This is a genomic window from Thermoleptolyngbya sp. PKUAC-SCTB121, assembly GCF_016919485.1.
GTDB lineage: Bacteria > Cyanobacteriota > Cyanobacteriia > Elainellales > Elainellaceae > Thermoleptolyngbya > Thermoleptolyngbya sichuanensis.
The window spans coordinates 1,988,694-2,003,595 of record NZ_CP070366.1; the positions used below are offsets into that span (position 1 = coordinate 1,988,694).

At 57.0% G+C, this 14,902-nt stretch carries 13 protein-coding genes and 1 tRNA gene; 11 read left to right on the forward strand and 3 right to left on the reverse strand.

Annotated elements, in window-relative coordinates:
- Positions 1 to 287: 287 nt before the first annotated feature.
- The 3 genes from JTM80_RS08350 to JTM80_RS08360 all read left to right on the forward strand — a co-directional run bounded on the left by JTM80_RS08350 (position 288) and on the right by JTM80_RS08360 (position 2,783).
- A complete protein-coding gene (locus tag JTM80_RS08350; protein WP_172358509.1) occupies positions 288 to 1,247 on the forward strand; it encodes an orange carotenoid-binding protein in 960 nt (319 codons plus the stop codon).
- A gap of 325 nt (positions 1,248 to 1,572) precedes the next feature.
- The gene (locus JTM80_RS08355; RefSeq protein ID WP_205370965.1) at positions 1,573 to 2,283 is read left to right on the forward strand and encodes a fatty acid desaturase; all 711 of its coding nucleotides are present in this window, start codon (positions 1,573 to 1,575) and stop codon (positions 2,281 to 2,283) included.
- 161 nt (positions 2,284 to 2,444) lie between these two features.
- Complete coding sequence (locus JTM80_RS08360; protein ID WP_172358507.1) at positions 2,445 to 2,783, forward strand: hypothetical protein; 339 nt, start codon at positions 2,445 to 2,447, stop codon at positions 2,781 to 2,783.
- Positions 2,784 to 2,990: 207 nt separating this feature from the next.
- On the opposite strand, the gene coaBC is transcribed toward JTM80_RS08360, so the two are convergent.
- Positions 2,991 to 4,202: a bifunctional phosphopantothenoylcysteine decarboxylase/phosphopantothenate--cysteine ligase CoaBC gene (gene coaBC, locus JTM80_RS08365; RefSeq protein WP_172358506.1), complete on the reverse strand. Its 1,212-nt coding sequence runs from the start codon at positions 4,200 to 4,202 to the stop codon at positions 2,991 to 2,993.
- Positions 4,203 to 4,326: 124 nt separating this feature from the next.
- The gene (locus JTM80_RS08370) at positions 4,327 to 5,646 is read right to left on the reverse strand and encodes a four-carbon acid sugar kinase family protein (protein ID WP_172358505.1); all 1,320 of its coding nucleotides are present in this window, start codon (positions 5,644 to 5,646) and stop codon (positions 4,327 to 4,329) included.
- Positions 5,647 to 5,897: 251 nt separating this feature from the next.
- On the opposite strand from JTM80_RS08370, the gene JTM80_RS08375 reads away from it, so the two are divergent.
- On the forward strand, positions 5,898 to 8,039 hold the full coding sequence (locus JTM80_RS08375) for an EamA family transporter (protein ID WP_225906800.1): 2,142 nt from the start codon (positions 5,898 to 5,900) through the stop codon (positions 8,037 to 8,039).
- Between the two features lie 231 nt (positions 8,040 to 8,270).
- Here JTM80_RS08375 and JTM80_RS08380 read toward each other — a convergent pair.
- Positions 8,271 to 8,357, reverse strand: a tRNA-Ser gene (locus tag JTM80_RS08380).
- A 257-nt stretch (positions 8,358 to 8,614) separates the two neighbouring features.
- On the opposite strand from JTM80_RS08380, the gene JTM80_RS08385 reads away from it, so the two are divergent.
- The 7 genes from JTM80_RS08385 to JTM80_RS08415 all read left to right on the forward strand — a co-directional run bounded on the left by JTM80_RS08385 (position 8,615) and on the right by JTM80_RS08415 (position 14,156).
- Positions 8,615 to 8,983, forward strand: a complete 369-nt coding sequence (locus JTM80_RS08385; protein ID WP_068510268.1) for a 2Fe-2S iron-sulfur cluster-binding protein — start codon at positions 8,615 to 8,617, stop codon at positions 8,981 to 8,983.
- Between the two features lie 168 nt (positions 8,984 to 9,151).
- Positions 9,152 to 9,979: an inositol monophosphatase family protein gene (locus JTM80_RS08390; RefSeq protein WP_172358504.1), complete on the forward strand. Its 828-nt coding sequence runs from the start codon at positions 9,152 to 9,154 to the stop codon at positions 9,977 to 9,979.
- Between the two features lie 114 nt (positions 9,980 to 10,093).
- On the forward strand, positions 10,094 to 11,131 hold the full coding sequence (locus tag JTM80_RS08395) for a J domain-containing protein (RefSeq protein WP_172358503.1): 1,038 nt from the start codon (positions 10,094 to 10,096) through the stop codon (positions 11,129 to 11,131).
- A 60-nt stretch (positions 11,132 to 11,191) separates the two neighbouring features.
- Positions 11,192 to 12,436 (forward strand): ATP phosphoribosyltransferase regulatory subunit, encoded by a 1,245-nt coding sequence (locus JTM80_RS08400; RefSeq protein ID WP_205370967.1) that lies wholly within the window; start codon positions 11,192 to 11,194, stop codon positions 12,434 to 12,436.
- Between the two features lie 294 nt (positions 12,437 to 12,730).
- Positions 12,731 to 12,955 carry a ferredoxin family protein gene (locus JTM80_RS08405; RefSeq protein WP_172358501.1) on the forward strand — a complete coding sequence of 75 codons (225 nt, stop codon included), beginning with the start codon at positions 12,731 to 12,733 and terminating at the stop codon, positions 12,953 to 12,955.
- Positions 12,956 to 13,032: 77 nt separating this feature from the next.
- Positions 13,033 to 13,761, forward strand: a complete 729-nt coding sequence (locus tag JTM80_RS08410) for an ABC transporter ATP-binding protein (protein WP_172358500.1) — start codon at positions 13,033 to 13,035, stop codon at positions 13,759 to 13,761.
- Positions 13,762 to 13,829: 68 nt separating this feature from the next.
- Positions 13,830 to 14,156 (forward strand): heavy metal-binding domain-containing protein, encoded by a 327-nt coding sequence (locus tag JTM80_RS08415; protein ID WP_172359107.1) that lies wholly within the window; start codon positions 13,830 to 13,832, stop codon positions 14,154 to 14,156.
- The last annotated feature ends 746 nt before the right edge of the window (positions 14,157 to 14,902 follow it).

Here is a 14,902-nt window from a genome sequence, read left to right on the forward strand (position 1 = left end):
GGAAATAGTATGGAAACCCTAGAGTTTATCAAAAGCTTTTAGGGTTTCTTCGTGGTTTGCATTTTGTCCCCATGTTTCTGTAGGCTTAAGAGTAGACGTGATGGGTGTCGTGTTTGTAATTCAGCACCTCACCTAAGCCAACACATCACTTCAGATACACTGATAGGCAAAATAAGCTGACTCAAACTATCAGTCGAGAGTCATCTTAGAGTTTGCCTGTCCTCTTTGAAGGCTTCAGATTCTGTATCCTTCGGAGATTTTTAATCAAGTATGAAGGTGGACTGAATATGCCATTCACAATTGATTCCGCTCGTGGGATCTTCTCAAATACCCTGGCCGCTGATGTCGTTCCGGCAACCATTGCCCGATTCAATCAGCTCAGCACCGAAGACCAGCTTGCCTGGATCTGGTTTGCCTATTTGGAAATGGGAAAAACCGTCACCGTTGCGGCTCCTGGTGCTGCCCGGATGCAGTTTGCAGAACCAACTCTGAATGAGATTCGCCAGATGAGTTTTGCAGAGCAAACTCAGGTGATGTTCGATCTGGCAAATCATGCAGATACGCCAATCTGCCGCACCTATGCATCCTGGTCGCCCAACATCAAGCTGGGTTTCTGGTATCAGTTGGGTGAGTGGATGGAGCAGGGCGTGGTTGCCCCGATTCCGCCTAATTATGAGTTGTCGGCTAACGCATCAGCAGTGCTGCAAACGCTACGAGAACTCGATTCGGGACAGCAAATTACCATTCTGCGAAATGCAGTGGTGGATATGGGCTTTGATCCCAATAAATTGGGAGAGTACGAGCGGGTTGCTGAACCCCTAGAGGTTCCCAAAGAAGCATCTCAACGCACCAAAGTCAGCATTGAGGGCGTTGACAATCCGACCGTTCTTGCCTACATGGACAACCTGAATGCGAATGATTTTGGGTCGCTGATTGCGCTGTTTGTTCCCGATGGTGCGTTGCAGCCGCCATTCCAGCGTCCGATTGTAGGCCGAGATGCAATTCTGCGGTTCTTTCGAGAAGAATGCCAAAACCTGGTTCTGATGCCAGAGCGGGGCATTTCTGAACCTGCCGAAGACGGCTATACTCAGGTCAAAGTGACGGGCAAAGTGCAAACGCCTTGGTTTGGTGCGAGCGTCGGTATGAATATTGCATGGCGCTTTTTGCTGAATCCTGAAAACAAGATTTTCTTCGTGGCGATCGATCTTTTGGCTTCTCCAAAAGAGTTGCTCAATCTCGCTCGATGAGTCTATCTAGGTGAAATGGGTTCATGAAACAGGGTTAGTTTGCACTGAGTGGACAGAGCGCATCCCAGTTCTGCAAATTTGCCCTCATCCCCCAGCCCCTTCTCCCAAAGAGGGAGAAGGGGAGCCGGATCGGAAGTCTTTCTCCCAAGGCGGGAGAGGAATTTAGGGTGAGGGTTGCAAAAGTGGGATGCATCTAGTGGATAGGCATCATTAAACGGCTCTGAGCCTGGGATTTTTAGTGCGCTCTCTTCGACAGAGGGCGCTTTTCGGTATGGGCGATTTTTAGAGTGGTTATCGCACTGTGACTGGGATATTTCTTGCGGCTGTGATTTTCGCAGGCTGGGTCGTCAGTTTGCTTTTGTTTCTATCAGTAGACTCTGCCAGTTTTTCGGTTCCCGGCGTTATTTTCGCAGTTCTCCTTCGCACGTTTTTGCACACGGGTCTGTTTGTAATTGGCCACGATGCCATGCATCAGAATCTGCTGCCCAATCACCGATGCATCAATCACTGGATAGGGGCGATCGCCGTTGGGTTATACGCCGCTATTTCCTACTCAAGCTGCTGTGCAAATCATCATCAGCATCATCGCTATCCCGAACAAACACGCGATCCTGACTTTCATGACGGTACGCACACCCATCCCTTCTGCTGGTATGTGAAATTTATTCGGGAATATATCGCGGTTTCGTCGATTTTGGGATTGCTGGGCGGCTGGGGACTGCTGCTTTGGGGGATGAGCCAAGTGGTTCCGATGGCTTGGAGCTGGGTCGTTCTGTTCGTGCTGCTGCCGTTTGTGCTGAGTTCGGTGCAACTGTTCGTATTTGGCACCTATCTTCCCCATCGTGGCAAGCTGGGGCCTCAAGTGCCGGAGTTGCTGCGGCCGGGCGATCGCACTCTCAATCCTTCACAAACCCAGTGGGGGCAGTGGCTCTGGTCGTTTTTCACCTGCTATCACTTTGGGCAGTATCACCCACGACATCATCGGTTTCCCAGGGTTCCGTGGTATCGGTTGCCAAGCTTCAGAGAAAAATGCTGATCTCAACCTAATGGAACCTAATGGATGAAATTTTGGCAAACTGCCTCCCCGAATTCTGAGAATTTATGAGATTATACGTACCATAGGTTTACATTATGATACGTGTCGCATTAAGAATTGCTGCATAGGTTCTTGCTGCTGCGGGGGGTTTGGCTTTTAAGATGCAAGCTACTGATATCCAATGGTCTAAGGCTGAGAAAGAGATAGCGCGGGCAGCCTTCGAGCGAGCCTATGAGCGTGAAATTCAGGCGTTGGTGAAGGAAGTGCGAGAGCGGGCCCACAGGGTCGGCGAAGTGGATGACCTGTGGACGCTTCATGACTTCCTCAGTGCGCGACGACACGCCCTGGAAGGGAAGTATGACTATCGGTATTCAGTGTTGATTTTTGTGTTTGCCCAGTTGGTTCAAGAGGGTTGGCTAGAACTGCACGAGCTAGAAGGGCTTGCGACAGACAAGTTGACCAAAGTTTCAGCGCTAACGCGAATGGGCTGTCATTTCTAAGCTGTCATTTCTAAACGGGTTGCAAAAAACCAAGAGGCGGGTAAGCGGTCACTTCTCAGATTTCATACTGCTGCCACTCGTTTCTCATTTATGTCTCATTTATGGGACGGATGTGGAACTGTTATGGGGCTGGAATGAGGCGATAGCGCTAGACGGGATGGGTGAGTTGGCGTTTCTCGTCTGCTGTTTCGTCGAGCCATCATTTGGTTACTCTATGCTTTGCACAAAGTCGTAGAGCCGATGCGCCATTAGGAGTTTGCTGCATGGCGCGATCGCCCTTTTTCTGCCCGTCTTATCCAGAAACACGGCCTGATTGTGGTCGCTGCCAAAGCCGCTATCTGGCAGATCGATGGGGTTAGCGACGATCGCATCTAACCGCTTGCGCTCCAGTTTTTCGACCGCTGGGGTTACGATGTCACCCGTTTGCGCGGCGAACCCAATCAATCGCTGGCTGGGCTGTTTGCGCTGGCCCAGGTCGGCGGCGATGTCGGGCGCGGGAACCAGGGGCAGGGCAGCGGGCAAGTCGGCTTTGGGCAGTTTGTGGGGATAGGTGGTGGCGGGCTGCACATCGGCAACGGCGGCAGACAGCAGAATCCAGTCGGCGGTGGGCAGTTCTTGCAGCATGACCTGGTGCATTTCGGCGGCGCTGGTGACGGCAATGCGGCGATCGCCCGCATCTAGCTTCAGCAAATCCGCGCTCATTGGCCCATGCACCAGCGTCACCGTTGCGCCCCGATGCTGAGCCGCTTGGGCCAGCGCCAGCCCCATTTTTCCCGTCGAGGGATTGCCGATAAACCGCACCGGATCAAGAAATTCCCGCGTGCCGCCCGTGTTGATTAGCACCTGCTTTCCTGCCAGGTCGCGCTGTCCCTGGGTATGCCGCAGCGATTCCAACTGAGCGACCAGATCGGGGGGTTCCGCCATGCGCCCCGCACCTAAGCGATCGCACGCCAGTCTTCCTGCCCCTGGCCCCGCCGTGTGAAATCGTGAGTCTTCCTGCACCAAGCGCCAGTTGCGCTGCACAGACGGCTGCTCCCACATGTCGGTATTCATTGCCGGAGCTAGCAGCACGGGACAGGTCGAGGCCAGCACCGTGTTGGTGAGCAAATTGTCCGCCAGTCCGTAGGCTAGCTTGCCCAGCGTGTTGGCCGTCAGTGGCGCAATCAGCATCACATCGGCCCATTCGCCTAGTTCGATATGCAAGGGTCGTCCGTGGCTGGGCTGCCAAAAGTCGGCATCGGTGTAGGCGGCATGGCGGGCCAAGGTTGCAAAAGTAAGCGGTGTCACAAACTGCTGTGCGCCGTCCGTCAGCACCACGCGCACCGCCGCGCCAGATTTTGCCAGCGTGGACACCACCTCGCACACTTTGTAGGCTGCAATGCCGCCGCCTATGCCAATGAGAATTTTGGGAGCGTCCATCTATCGATTTTGGATTTTGGATTTGCGATTTTGGATTTTGGATTTGCGGTTTTGGGCAACTCGTCAGGCGGTTGGAGAGCTTCCAGCGCGTTGATTCATCGTGGCACTCAGGAGATGGTGGCACTCAGGAGGCTTGAGATAGCCGCTGATAGGCTTGGGCGACGGCGGTGCGATCGCCCACGTTGCCGGGAAACAGCACCACGGGCAGATTGGGAAACTGGGGATGGTCGGGCGGGGTGCGAACTACGGACACACCGGGGAGAATCTGGCCTAGGAGGCGGGCGCTAGTGAGGGCAAGGCCGTCGCTCAGCGTGTCGTTGGAGGTGATGCCGCCCTTGCTGATCAAGAAGCCCACGTCGGCGGGCAGCCCCCGTACAATGTCCATCAGCAGCCGCGACACCGCCATGCCAAAGTCTAGCCGGGTCTGCGCGTCGGCGAAGGTCAACTCTTGGCGACTGGTGAACACAACGGGGGTCTGTCCTGCTGTGTGGGCTGCGTGAACTTGGTGCAGCAGGTTGGCCAGCAGCACGTCGCGGGACATTGGGGAATCGGGCAATAACTTGGCGACATCCACCTCGACGGGCACAACTCCCGGCGCTTGCAGCAACACCTCAAGCTGCTCTGTCGTTTTTTTCACATGGGAGCCAACGATGATTGCGCCGGGTTTGCCGTCGCGCACGTAGGTTGCCATGTCTGCCGGGGCAACGGGCTGGGGCGGCAGGTTGGCCAGGGCCGTCAGCAAACTGGCCGCGCTGCGAAACAGGAAGCGTTTGCCCTGGGAGGCAGCCGCCAGCACATCTGCCGCAAAGCGGTTCAAGTCGTCCTGGGTTTCGGCATCCACCACGCCGCAGGTGTTTCCGCTCAGCGCCAGCAGCCGCGCCGCCACGCCCGCCCGCACGTCCGCCAGCAAGAACCGCTCGACCTGTTCGGCGGCAATCCGCCCCTGGGTCTTTTCTTCGACGTAATCGGGCAGGTAGCTGTGGTGATAGGCAAACACCGAATCGCGGGCAAATTCCGTTTCGTGAACGGGAGTGGGCACGCCGTTGATGACCAGATAGTGAACGCTGTCGCGGGTGAAGCGGCCGCCCTCGAAAAAAGCAGGCGTAAGGAAGTGGGCATCGAAGGGGCCCAACACTTCGGCGATCGCATCGGTTTCCACGGGATAATGCCCGCGCAGCGTCGAGTCCGAACGGCTGACGATGAGAAAATCCTGAAGGCCCTCTAGGGCGATCGCCTGTTTTAGATTGCGACACACCTCCCGCGTCACCGCATCCGCTTGGGTCGGTGTCAGGGCGCGGGTGTTGGTTAGCACAAAGAAAATGGGCGACTCGTCCGCCAGCCCCAGCCTCAGCGTGTCTACGTCCCATCGCGTCAGCAGCAGGCAGGAGTGAACCGTTTGCGACCCGGTGGGGTCGTCGTCGAGGACGATGATCTTGGGCTGCATGGGGGATTGGAAATTTGGGGTCAGGGGATGATTTTCTCAGATTTTGGTGCGCGATCGCCCTGCTGCGGGTACACTCAATCAGGCCGAATTCATACGCATTTCTCCAGAGCGATCGCCCCTTTTTACAGCACTTTCGTAAAATTTGGGCTAACCTCTGAGAGCAGGGCAGTGCATCGTAGCCGCCATCTTACCAAGCCTGGGGTCGCAAACCGATGGGGGAATTGGAACATCAGCCTGATCAGGGCAGCAAAATGTCAAACACCGAGACCAACCCTGGAAACGGAACGCCTCATTCCAAAGGGGTGGAACAGATTTTGCAGGACGTGACGCAGGATTTGCGATCGCTCCAGCAGGATGTGGTGTCTAGCCTGAGTCAGGATATTTCGCGTCTCCAGGCAGAGCGATCGCGCCTGCAAAACGAAATTGAAAAGCTGCAAAGCCAGCAGCAAACCCTGCAAAGCCAGCACCAGATTTTCTTGACCCAGCAGCAGATCGCTCAGCAAAAACTCTGGGCCAAGCAGCTTGCCCAAACAATGGCGGGCTATCTCTATAACCTGCTGGCTCAACGGCTTAGCCAGCTTCCGGGCGAGGCGGCCGCCCCCAACTTGCCGCCTGCTGCCCAATCTGCTAACTCGCAGCAGGCCTTGTCCCTGCTCGACGCGACGCTGAGCCAAACGCTAGCCTCACTGCAAAGCGACTTAAATGTCTATCACAGCGGGCTGTTGCAGCAAATCGACCGGATGCAAACCCTGGAGCAGCAAGGCGAGGCGCTGCTTGAGGCCCTAGTCAGCCGCCTGAATCAGCAGCTTCAAGCCGTGGGAACCGTTTCGCCGAGCCAGCCTGCTGCCTATTCCACGCTCACGTCGGAACCCGTTGCGCCGCCTGCCCGCCCAGGCTTGCCAGAACCGAGCCTGTTCAGTCCACCCGCTCCATCCCCCAGCGGCTCGACGGCTACGGGTGGCGAGTCTGCTCCGAATGGTTATGCTAGGCGAGGGTTCGAGCCGCCAGCGCCGCTGAATGTATCGCCTGATCCTGTATCGCTTGATAACGGTTCTCCCCCGACTGCGCCGACTCCCCGGCCCACGCCAACGGTTACCGTTTCGTCAAGTTCCTTTAGCGTCTCGACGCTGGCAGGGATTGTGCTGGCAGGGCTGCTGATTTTGGCGGGTGTGGCCATGCTGGGCAAGCTGATTGCGGCGCTGCTGGGCGGCGGCACGGGACTGTCGGTGGGAACCATGCCGCTGCTGCTGTTGACGCTGGCGGCGGGGCTGTCCTACTGGGTCTGGCAACAGGGCAGAGCGCCCCGACGACTTTCTGGACGAGCTGCTGGGCGATTTTCAAAGGGATCGCTACGCGAATCGCCCGCGTCTGGTTCTCCCGCAGGCGGACTGCCCAATCTGGCACAGCCGCAGGTGGGGCTGGTGCTAATTTTGCTCTCAACGCTTGCCCTGTCTCTACACAACGTGGTGGTGGGCATCATCGGCGGACAGACTAGTATTTTTGGGCTATTTAGCCTGCCGCGCTCGATCACGCTGGACAGCTTCAACGACTCGCTGCTGGTGTTGTGGCTGCGGATGGTGGTGGTGGTGCCTGTGATGGTGGCGATCGCCCGCTGGCTCTATCCCAACGCCTGGCGCGATATTCGCAGCTTTGCCCTGAGCCGCGATCGCGCTCTGCAAGGCTATGTTGTGGGTAGCGGAGCCTGTCTGTTTCTCTCGCAGGTGTTTATCTACATTGCGATCGCCGCGACGGGGCCAGGGGTCGCCGTGACGATTTTGTTCATGTATCCGCTGATCCTAGTGCCGCTGGCGTGGCTGCTATTCCGCGATCGCCCCACGCCGCTGCGGTGGGTGGTGTTGTTTGGGATTTTGTCGGGGGTCGTGCTGACGGCGCTGCCTCGGTTGATGCAGGCTACCAACGTGTCCACCAATGGCATTTTCTTTGCCATTTTGTCGGGCATCTTTTTCGCGCTGTACCTGATTACGATGCAGATCAGCTTTGGCAAAAAGCTCCATCCAGTGCCCGTCAGTGTCGTGCAGTTCTTCACGATCTTTGTGCTGGCGAATATCATGCTGCTGATGATGGGCGTTGAGGAGCCGCCGGATCATCTGATGGGGCTGCTGCTGGGCGGGCTGGTGCTGGGCACGCTCACGCTGCTGGGGTATCTGCTCAATAACCTGGGTGTGCGCCTGCTGGGGGCCGCCCGCGCCTCGATTATTTCTGCCAGCGGCCCGGTGGTGACGGCGCTGCTGGCCTATCTGATTACGCCGAGCGAACGCACCCAGCTTCAGCCTGTGCAGTGGATTGGCATTGTGGTCGTGACGCTGGGCGTGCTGGGCCTCAGCTTCGAGCGGATGCGGATGCAGAATAAAACCACCTCCGCTGCGAAGTAGCGCTCAGCGGCAGGAAGCCAGATGCCAGAAGCCCAAATAGCCAAAGAATTAAGGACTGAGAGCTAATTTGTAAAGGAGCCTGAAAGCCTTGTTAATCAAGGATTTCCGAGAAACCGCTTTTCCTGGGCAAGCATGACCTCAAAGCCACACATGCCAAGAGTTTCAGGCTTCTTAAGATTTGCTTCATAAATTAGCTCTGAGGCCGAGTAATTCGGATTCAACCACGGAGAACGGAGAGAGAGGGATTCGAACCCTCGTTAGAGTTACCCCTAAACAGCATTTCCAGTGCTGCGCCTTCAACCACTCGGCCATCTCTCCATACGCTTGCTGATTCGGCTTACTTGCTGCCAAGTCTCAACATAATTTTCAGCCCAACGGCCGCCAGTGATGAATGGAGAATTCATCCACAGAATCTCTATATTACCAGACCTTGGCACCAGTTAATCCCGAAACATGATTCTAACCCGACGAACTGCCTGATTCCTGCGACCCAATCCCTACCCGAATCTTTGGCAAGGAGGGGGCGATCGCCGTATGATCTCCAAGGCAGTCGCGTCCTACTTCCATCACCCAATATGCCTCGTTCCCATACGGTTCACATCTGCGATCGCCAGACTGGCACCCAGCACACCGTCGAAGTGCCTGAAGATCGCTACATCCTGCACACCGCCGAACAGCAAGGCGTACGTCTGCCCTTTGCCTGCCGCAACGGAGCCTGCACCACCTGCGCCGTCCGCGTGCGATCGGGCGATATCTACCAGCCCGAAGCAATGGGCCTGTCGCCCGAACTCCGCGCCCAGGGCTACGCGCTCCTCTGCGTCAGCTATCCCCTCACCGATCTGGAAGTGGAAACCCAGGATGAAGATGAGGTCTATGAACTCCAGTTCGGTCGCTACTTTGGCAAAGGTCGCGTCCGCCGCGCCCTGCCGCTAGAGGAGGACTAGGGTCTGGCTTGCAACGCCTGCTGTGCTAGCCTGACACCCTCGAAAAACTCGAAACATTCGTGCTTTCGGCTCTTTCGGCTCTTTCGGTTCGGCTCTTTCGGTTCGGCGCTTTCGGCTAGTTTTGAAGCCAGCGCTGACCCCCTGCCCTTTCAATTCCTAATCTCCAACATGCCTGACCTCCAACTGTTTCTCGACATCGCCACCGAAGCCGCCCTCGCAGCCGGAGCCGTCCTCCAAAGCTACTGGGGCAAGCTGGATTCGGTGCAGGAAAAGGGGCGACCCGGCGACCTGTTGACCGAGGCAGACAAGGCTTCGGAGGCGGTGGTGCTGGAGATTTTGACGCGGCATTTTCCGAATCACGGCATTCTGGCGGAAGAGTCGGGAAACGTCGGCCTGAGCGAAAGCGAGTTTCTCTGGGCGATCGACCCGCTGGACGGCACGACCAACTATGCCCATCAATACCCCATGTATTCAGTCTCCATTGGGCTACTGATCCAGGGACAGCCGCAGGTCGGCGTGGTCTATTGCCCTTTCTTTAACGAACTGTTTCGGGCGGCGAAAGGACTGGGGGCAACGCGCGATCGCCAGCCCATTCGCGTTTCCCACACAGCGGAACTGTCAAAAAGCCTCCTGGTCACAGGCTTTGCCTACGATCGCCGCGAAACCATCGACACCAACTACGCCGAGTTTTGCCAACTGACCCATCTCACCCAGGGCGTGCGTCGGGGCGGTTCTGCCTCGGTCGATCTGGCCTATGTCGCCTGCGGACGACTGGATGGCTACTGGGAGCGGGGGCTGAGTCCGTGGGATTTGGCAGCGGGCATCGTGCTAGTGGAAGAAGCGGGCGGACGGGTGACCGCCTACGACGGTGGCCCTTTCGACTTTGCCAGCGGGCGAATCCTGGCGACCAACGGACGGGTTCACACGGCCCTCAGTCAGGCCTTGCAAACCGTTCGCCCCCTACCAGAATTTGACCCGGCCACCTGGCAGGCTTAGCCGTTTTCTTGCAAACAATTTCCTTGCAAACATCTGGTAAACCATGACCCACCTGGAGAGCAATGCAGCTACACTAGAGGGAACTTTGGCTAGGGAATGAGTTGAGAAGCGCTGATGTCGTTTAACCTCGAATCGGGCTTGTTTGGCTTGGGTTGCTCAGATTACCACGCGGTGCTGGGTGTACCTGTGGATGCTGACCCAAAAGACATTCGCAAAAAGTACCTGCGGCTGGCGCAGCGCCTCCACCCAGATAGCTCAGGTCGCGAGTCAGAGGAGGATCGCAAACGAGCGGCAGAGTTTTTGTCCAAGCTGGTGAATCCAGCCTACGAAGAGCTTTCAAAAGAAAAGAAGTTCAACGAGCATTTGGTGGTGCTGAAGCTGAAGGGGCAGCAGGCGCTGAACCAGCAGGAAACGATCTTGCTGCAAAGTGACGCGGCCCGCAGCCTGGCCAGCGCCTACGGTGAATTAGACAGTGCCTATCGTCAGGCAATCAAGCGGCTGGCCGACGAGCAATACGCCCATCTGGATAAAACTGAAGAGATCACTGGGCAGATTAGTGAGCTAAATCTGGTGTATTTAATGCGGAAGGCAGGCAAGGGCGAGTTCCCCACGCCCGCCACCAGTCCAGCAAAATCTGCGGCAGCCAGCACCCCCGCAGCCAGCCCCACCCCCGCAGCCAGCTCTACCCCCGCTACGGGCGCTCGTCCGACCCCGACACCTCCCGCCGCCAAAGCGCCGCCCAGTCGGGAATCGGTCTTGGCCTCCTATTTGCGACGGGCGGAGGAGTTTGAAACCAAGCAAGATTATCCCAGCGCGGTCAAAGAGTTGCGGGATGCGCTCCAGATTGCCCCGAAGAACGGCAGCATTCACAGCCGACTGGGGGCAGTGTATCTGCGGGCAAACCAGCCCACGATGGCCAAGATTCATTTCCGCAAGGCGCTGGAGCTAAATCCAAAAGATGCCGCAGCGGAGGAGGGGTTGCGCCGAGTGGACCCTGCGTTTGCCGCTGCGAACGCCCAAGCTGCAAAAGCCGATGCCAAAGCCGCCAAGCCCACGCCGGGCAAGCCTGCGCCCAAGGGCAAGCCTGCTCCCAAGGGCAAGCCTGAGTCGGGCGGCGGGTTGTTTGGTCTGTTTGGTGGTAAGAAGAAATAGGCGGCAACCGGGAGTTGACCCAGATGTTCCGCCGATCACCCACTCATTACAAATTCATCGATGGTGTACCAACCCCCCACAGGAGCCAGGGATCTGTTTCCGCTGGACGTGGCTCAGAAGCGCTGGATTGAGGATCGGGTGCAGCAGGTGTTTCACCGCTGGGGCTATCATCGCATCATTACCTCGACCCTGGAACGAATCGACACGCTGATGGCAGGCGGCGCGGTGCAGCGTTCGACTGTGATTTTGGTGCAGGATCGCGACGAGGAAGAACTGGGACTGCGCCCAGAGTTAACGGCCTCCATTGCCCGTGCTGCGGCCACGCGCCTAGCCGGAATGACCTATCCGCAGCGGCTCTACTACAATGCCAATGTCTTTCGGCGATCGCCCCGCAGCGGCATGGGCAGCCAGCACGAGTTCTATCAGGCAGGTGTGGAACTGCTGGGGGCAGGCGGTAGCGCAGCGGATGCTGAGGTGCTGCTGCTGCTGAGTGACTGCGTTGCCAATTTGGGACTGACAGACTGGCACCTGATCCTGGGCGAGGCGGGGCTGACGCGATCGCTCCTTTCGGTGTTTCCAGACTCCGTGCGAGAATCGGTGCGACGGGCGATCGCCTATCTCGACCGACTCCAACTGGAGTCTCTACCCCTCAGCCCAGACCTGCGGGAGCGGGCGCTGCTGCTGCTAGATCTGCGGGGCCGGCCTGCGGACGTGATTCAGCGGGTGTCTGCGCTGGATCTGGACAACCAGCAGCGCGATACCGTGAACGCGCTCAAGTCCTTGCTGGAACTGCTGCACGACAGCTTTAGCCGCGAACACCGCTCGCCCCCCAATCTGGTGCTAGACCTCAGCCTGGTGCAGACCTTTGACTATTACACGGGCATCGTGTTTGAAGTCGTCAGCAGCGGCGACAGCGGCCAGCGGGTGCTGGGGCAGGGCGGCCGCTATGACCAACTGTTGTCGCTTTATCATCCCCAGCAGCAGACCTGCCCGGGTATTGGCTTCACCTTCAACATCGAAGACCTGCATCAAGTCCTATTGCCCACTGGGCAACTGCCCGCCCAAACGCCGCCCAGCGATTGGCTCGTTGTGCCCAAAACTCCAGAGGCGATCGCCGCTGCCTTTGCCTATGCCCAGATGATCCGCGACTCGTCCCATCTGGTGCGCGTGGAGGTAGACCTGATGCCCCGCGACAGCCTGGAGGCAACCCGCCACTATGCCCGCGATCGCCGCATTGGGCAAATCGCCTGGATCGCCGCCGACGGCACGCCAGAGGTTGAGCCGCTATTGGGGCGATCGCCCTAAAAACAACCTGATAGGCCTTACGCAGTTGGACACTTTCTCGCGGGCGCAACCCGTGAGAAAGTGTCCAAAACCCACAAAGCTGATCGCAAGTGCGTAAGTCCTGCCTGAGAAATAACCTGTACAATGGTGCTGTAAAGTCTTGCCAGATCTGGCTTTCATGACCTGGGATGAATTCCCTGAATCAGCCAAAGCGAGATCATAAAGGCGAGATTGTAATTCTATTGGGCCACTCAGTTAGACCTAAATGCTAGCCTCAAGCCCACCTGCCTGCGATCTGTCTGAGAGGAGAACACTGTGCCGCATACGATTGTGACCCACGTCTGCGAAGGCGTTGCTGACTGTGTAGATGCCTGCCCTGTTGCCTGCATCAACCCTGGCCCCGGCAAAAACAACAAGGGAACTGAATGGTACTGGATTGACTTTAGTACCTGCATCGACTGCGGCATTTGTCTGCAAGTGTGCCCCGTGGAAGGGGCAATCGTGCCTGAAGAAAGGCCCGATCTCCAGGAAACTCCTTGATTCTCCCCTGGTTCCCTTGATGTTTGCGTTGCAGCGTCTTAAACGCTAACCCCCAAGAAAACAAAAAAACAAGCCCCATGTCCACGGCTCCCTTGCTCACCGTCGAATCGGTCTATGCAGGCTACATCCAGGATCTCGATATTCTCCAGGGCGTAAATTTTCGTGTATACCCTGGCGAAATCGTGGTGGTCGTGGGCCCCAACGGCGCAGGCAAATCGACCCTAGCAAAGGCCATCTTTGGGCTGCTAACGCCCCATAGCGGTCGGATTCACTTTCGCAACGAAGACATCACTGGGCTGAAATCGGATCAGATTGTGCAACGTGGCATGTGCTACGTGCCGCAAATCGCCAATGTGTTTCCGTCGCTGACGATTGAGGAAAACCTGGAGATGGGCGCGTTCACGCGCTCCGGCTCGGTGCAAAACCTGAAGCAGAAAATTTTTGACGCATTCCCCAGGCTGGCTGAGCGGCGGCGACAACGGGCAGGAACGCTATCGGGTGGAGAACGGCAAATGCTGGCGATGGGGCGGGCGCTGATGCTCGATCCGGAGCTGCTGATCTTGGATGAGCCGTCGGCGGCGCTCTCGCCTATTCTGGTGAATGACGTGTTTGAGCGCATTCGGCAGATTAACCAAATGGGCATGGCGATTATGCTGGTGGAGCAAAATGCCCGCAAAGCCCTGGCAATGGCCCATCGGGGTTACGTGCTGGATACTGGGCGCGATCGCATCGAAGGACCGGGTCCCGAACTGCTCAATAATCCTCGTGTCAGCGAACTCTATCTCGGCGTGCGCCCCGCGTCCTGAACCGATCTGCAACCGTTATCTGTCTGAAAACTTCTCGCGGAGGAAATCTCATGGCCCCGAAACCCGGCATCCTGCTCACTACGGCCAGCCAAATCGGTGACCTCCAGATTGTCGATCATCTCGGCATTGTCAGCGGGGAGGCCATTTTGGGCGCGAATATCTTCAAGGACTTCTTTGCGGGCATCCGCGACATTGTGGGTGGGCGATCGGCCGCCTACGAGCGATCGCTCCGCGAAGCCAAAGACACCGCTATGCGCGAAATGGTGGAACAGGCTGAGCGCTTGGGTGCAAACGCCGTGATCGCCATTGATATCGACTACGAAACCATCGCCATCAGCAACGGTGGCAGTATGCTGATGGTCGCCGTCAGCGGCACAGCCGTCCGCTACGTCTAGTTAACGCCCAGCAGCCTGCGGCCTCAGTCAATTTGGCAACGCGCCCCCCCATGATGAAACGTCGCGTTGTCAAGGACGACCCACTGCCCAGAGCGCAGTTGGGGAATCTAGCAGGTTGCGAGCCAAACTGCAAACACGGTTCGATTGCACGCCCCTTCAATCGTGTTCTTGAGCTGGTTGCCTGACACAAGTCCCGAAAGCCCAGAAAATTCGTTGTCTTGGGATCGAAGCCCATAGCTCCTGAGTTGGAGCCGGAGGGCTTGGTCAGAGGAGCTTTTGGGCCAGCGTCCCCTACGAGAAATCAGGGGTTTCCAGAGATGTGTCAGGCAGTCAGGTTCTTGAGTCCATTCAGATCGATCGGCTGCATCACTTTTTACCGAAAGTCATCGCTGCAAGGTTTAGCCATTGTATTGCCAGGGGAAGACGCATCAGCATTTCTCTAGGCTATGTCTTAACCTGCCCGAATGCAGCTATGACACCAGCGCAATCTGCTGCTATTCTCGCAAACCTAGGACTTACGCAGTTGGACGATTTCTCGCGAGCGCAGCCCGCGAGAAATCGTTCAAAACCCAGAAAACTTGTTGCAAGTACACAAGTCCTGAAACCGTTCAAGATTGCTATTGCAAGAGAAATAAAGAGAGCTTAAAGAAGTATTAGTTGTATTTAAAGAGATTGAGTTTAAAGAGGTCGAATCTAGGCAGGTTCAATGGTTGGCTGACTCTGTAATTTAACGTAAAGCCTAAGCT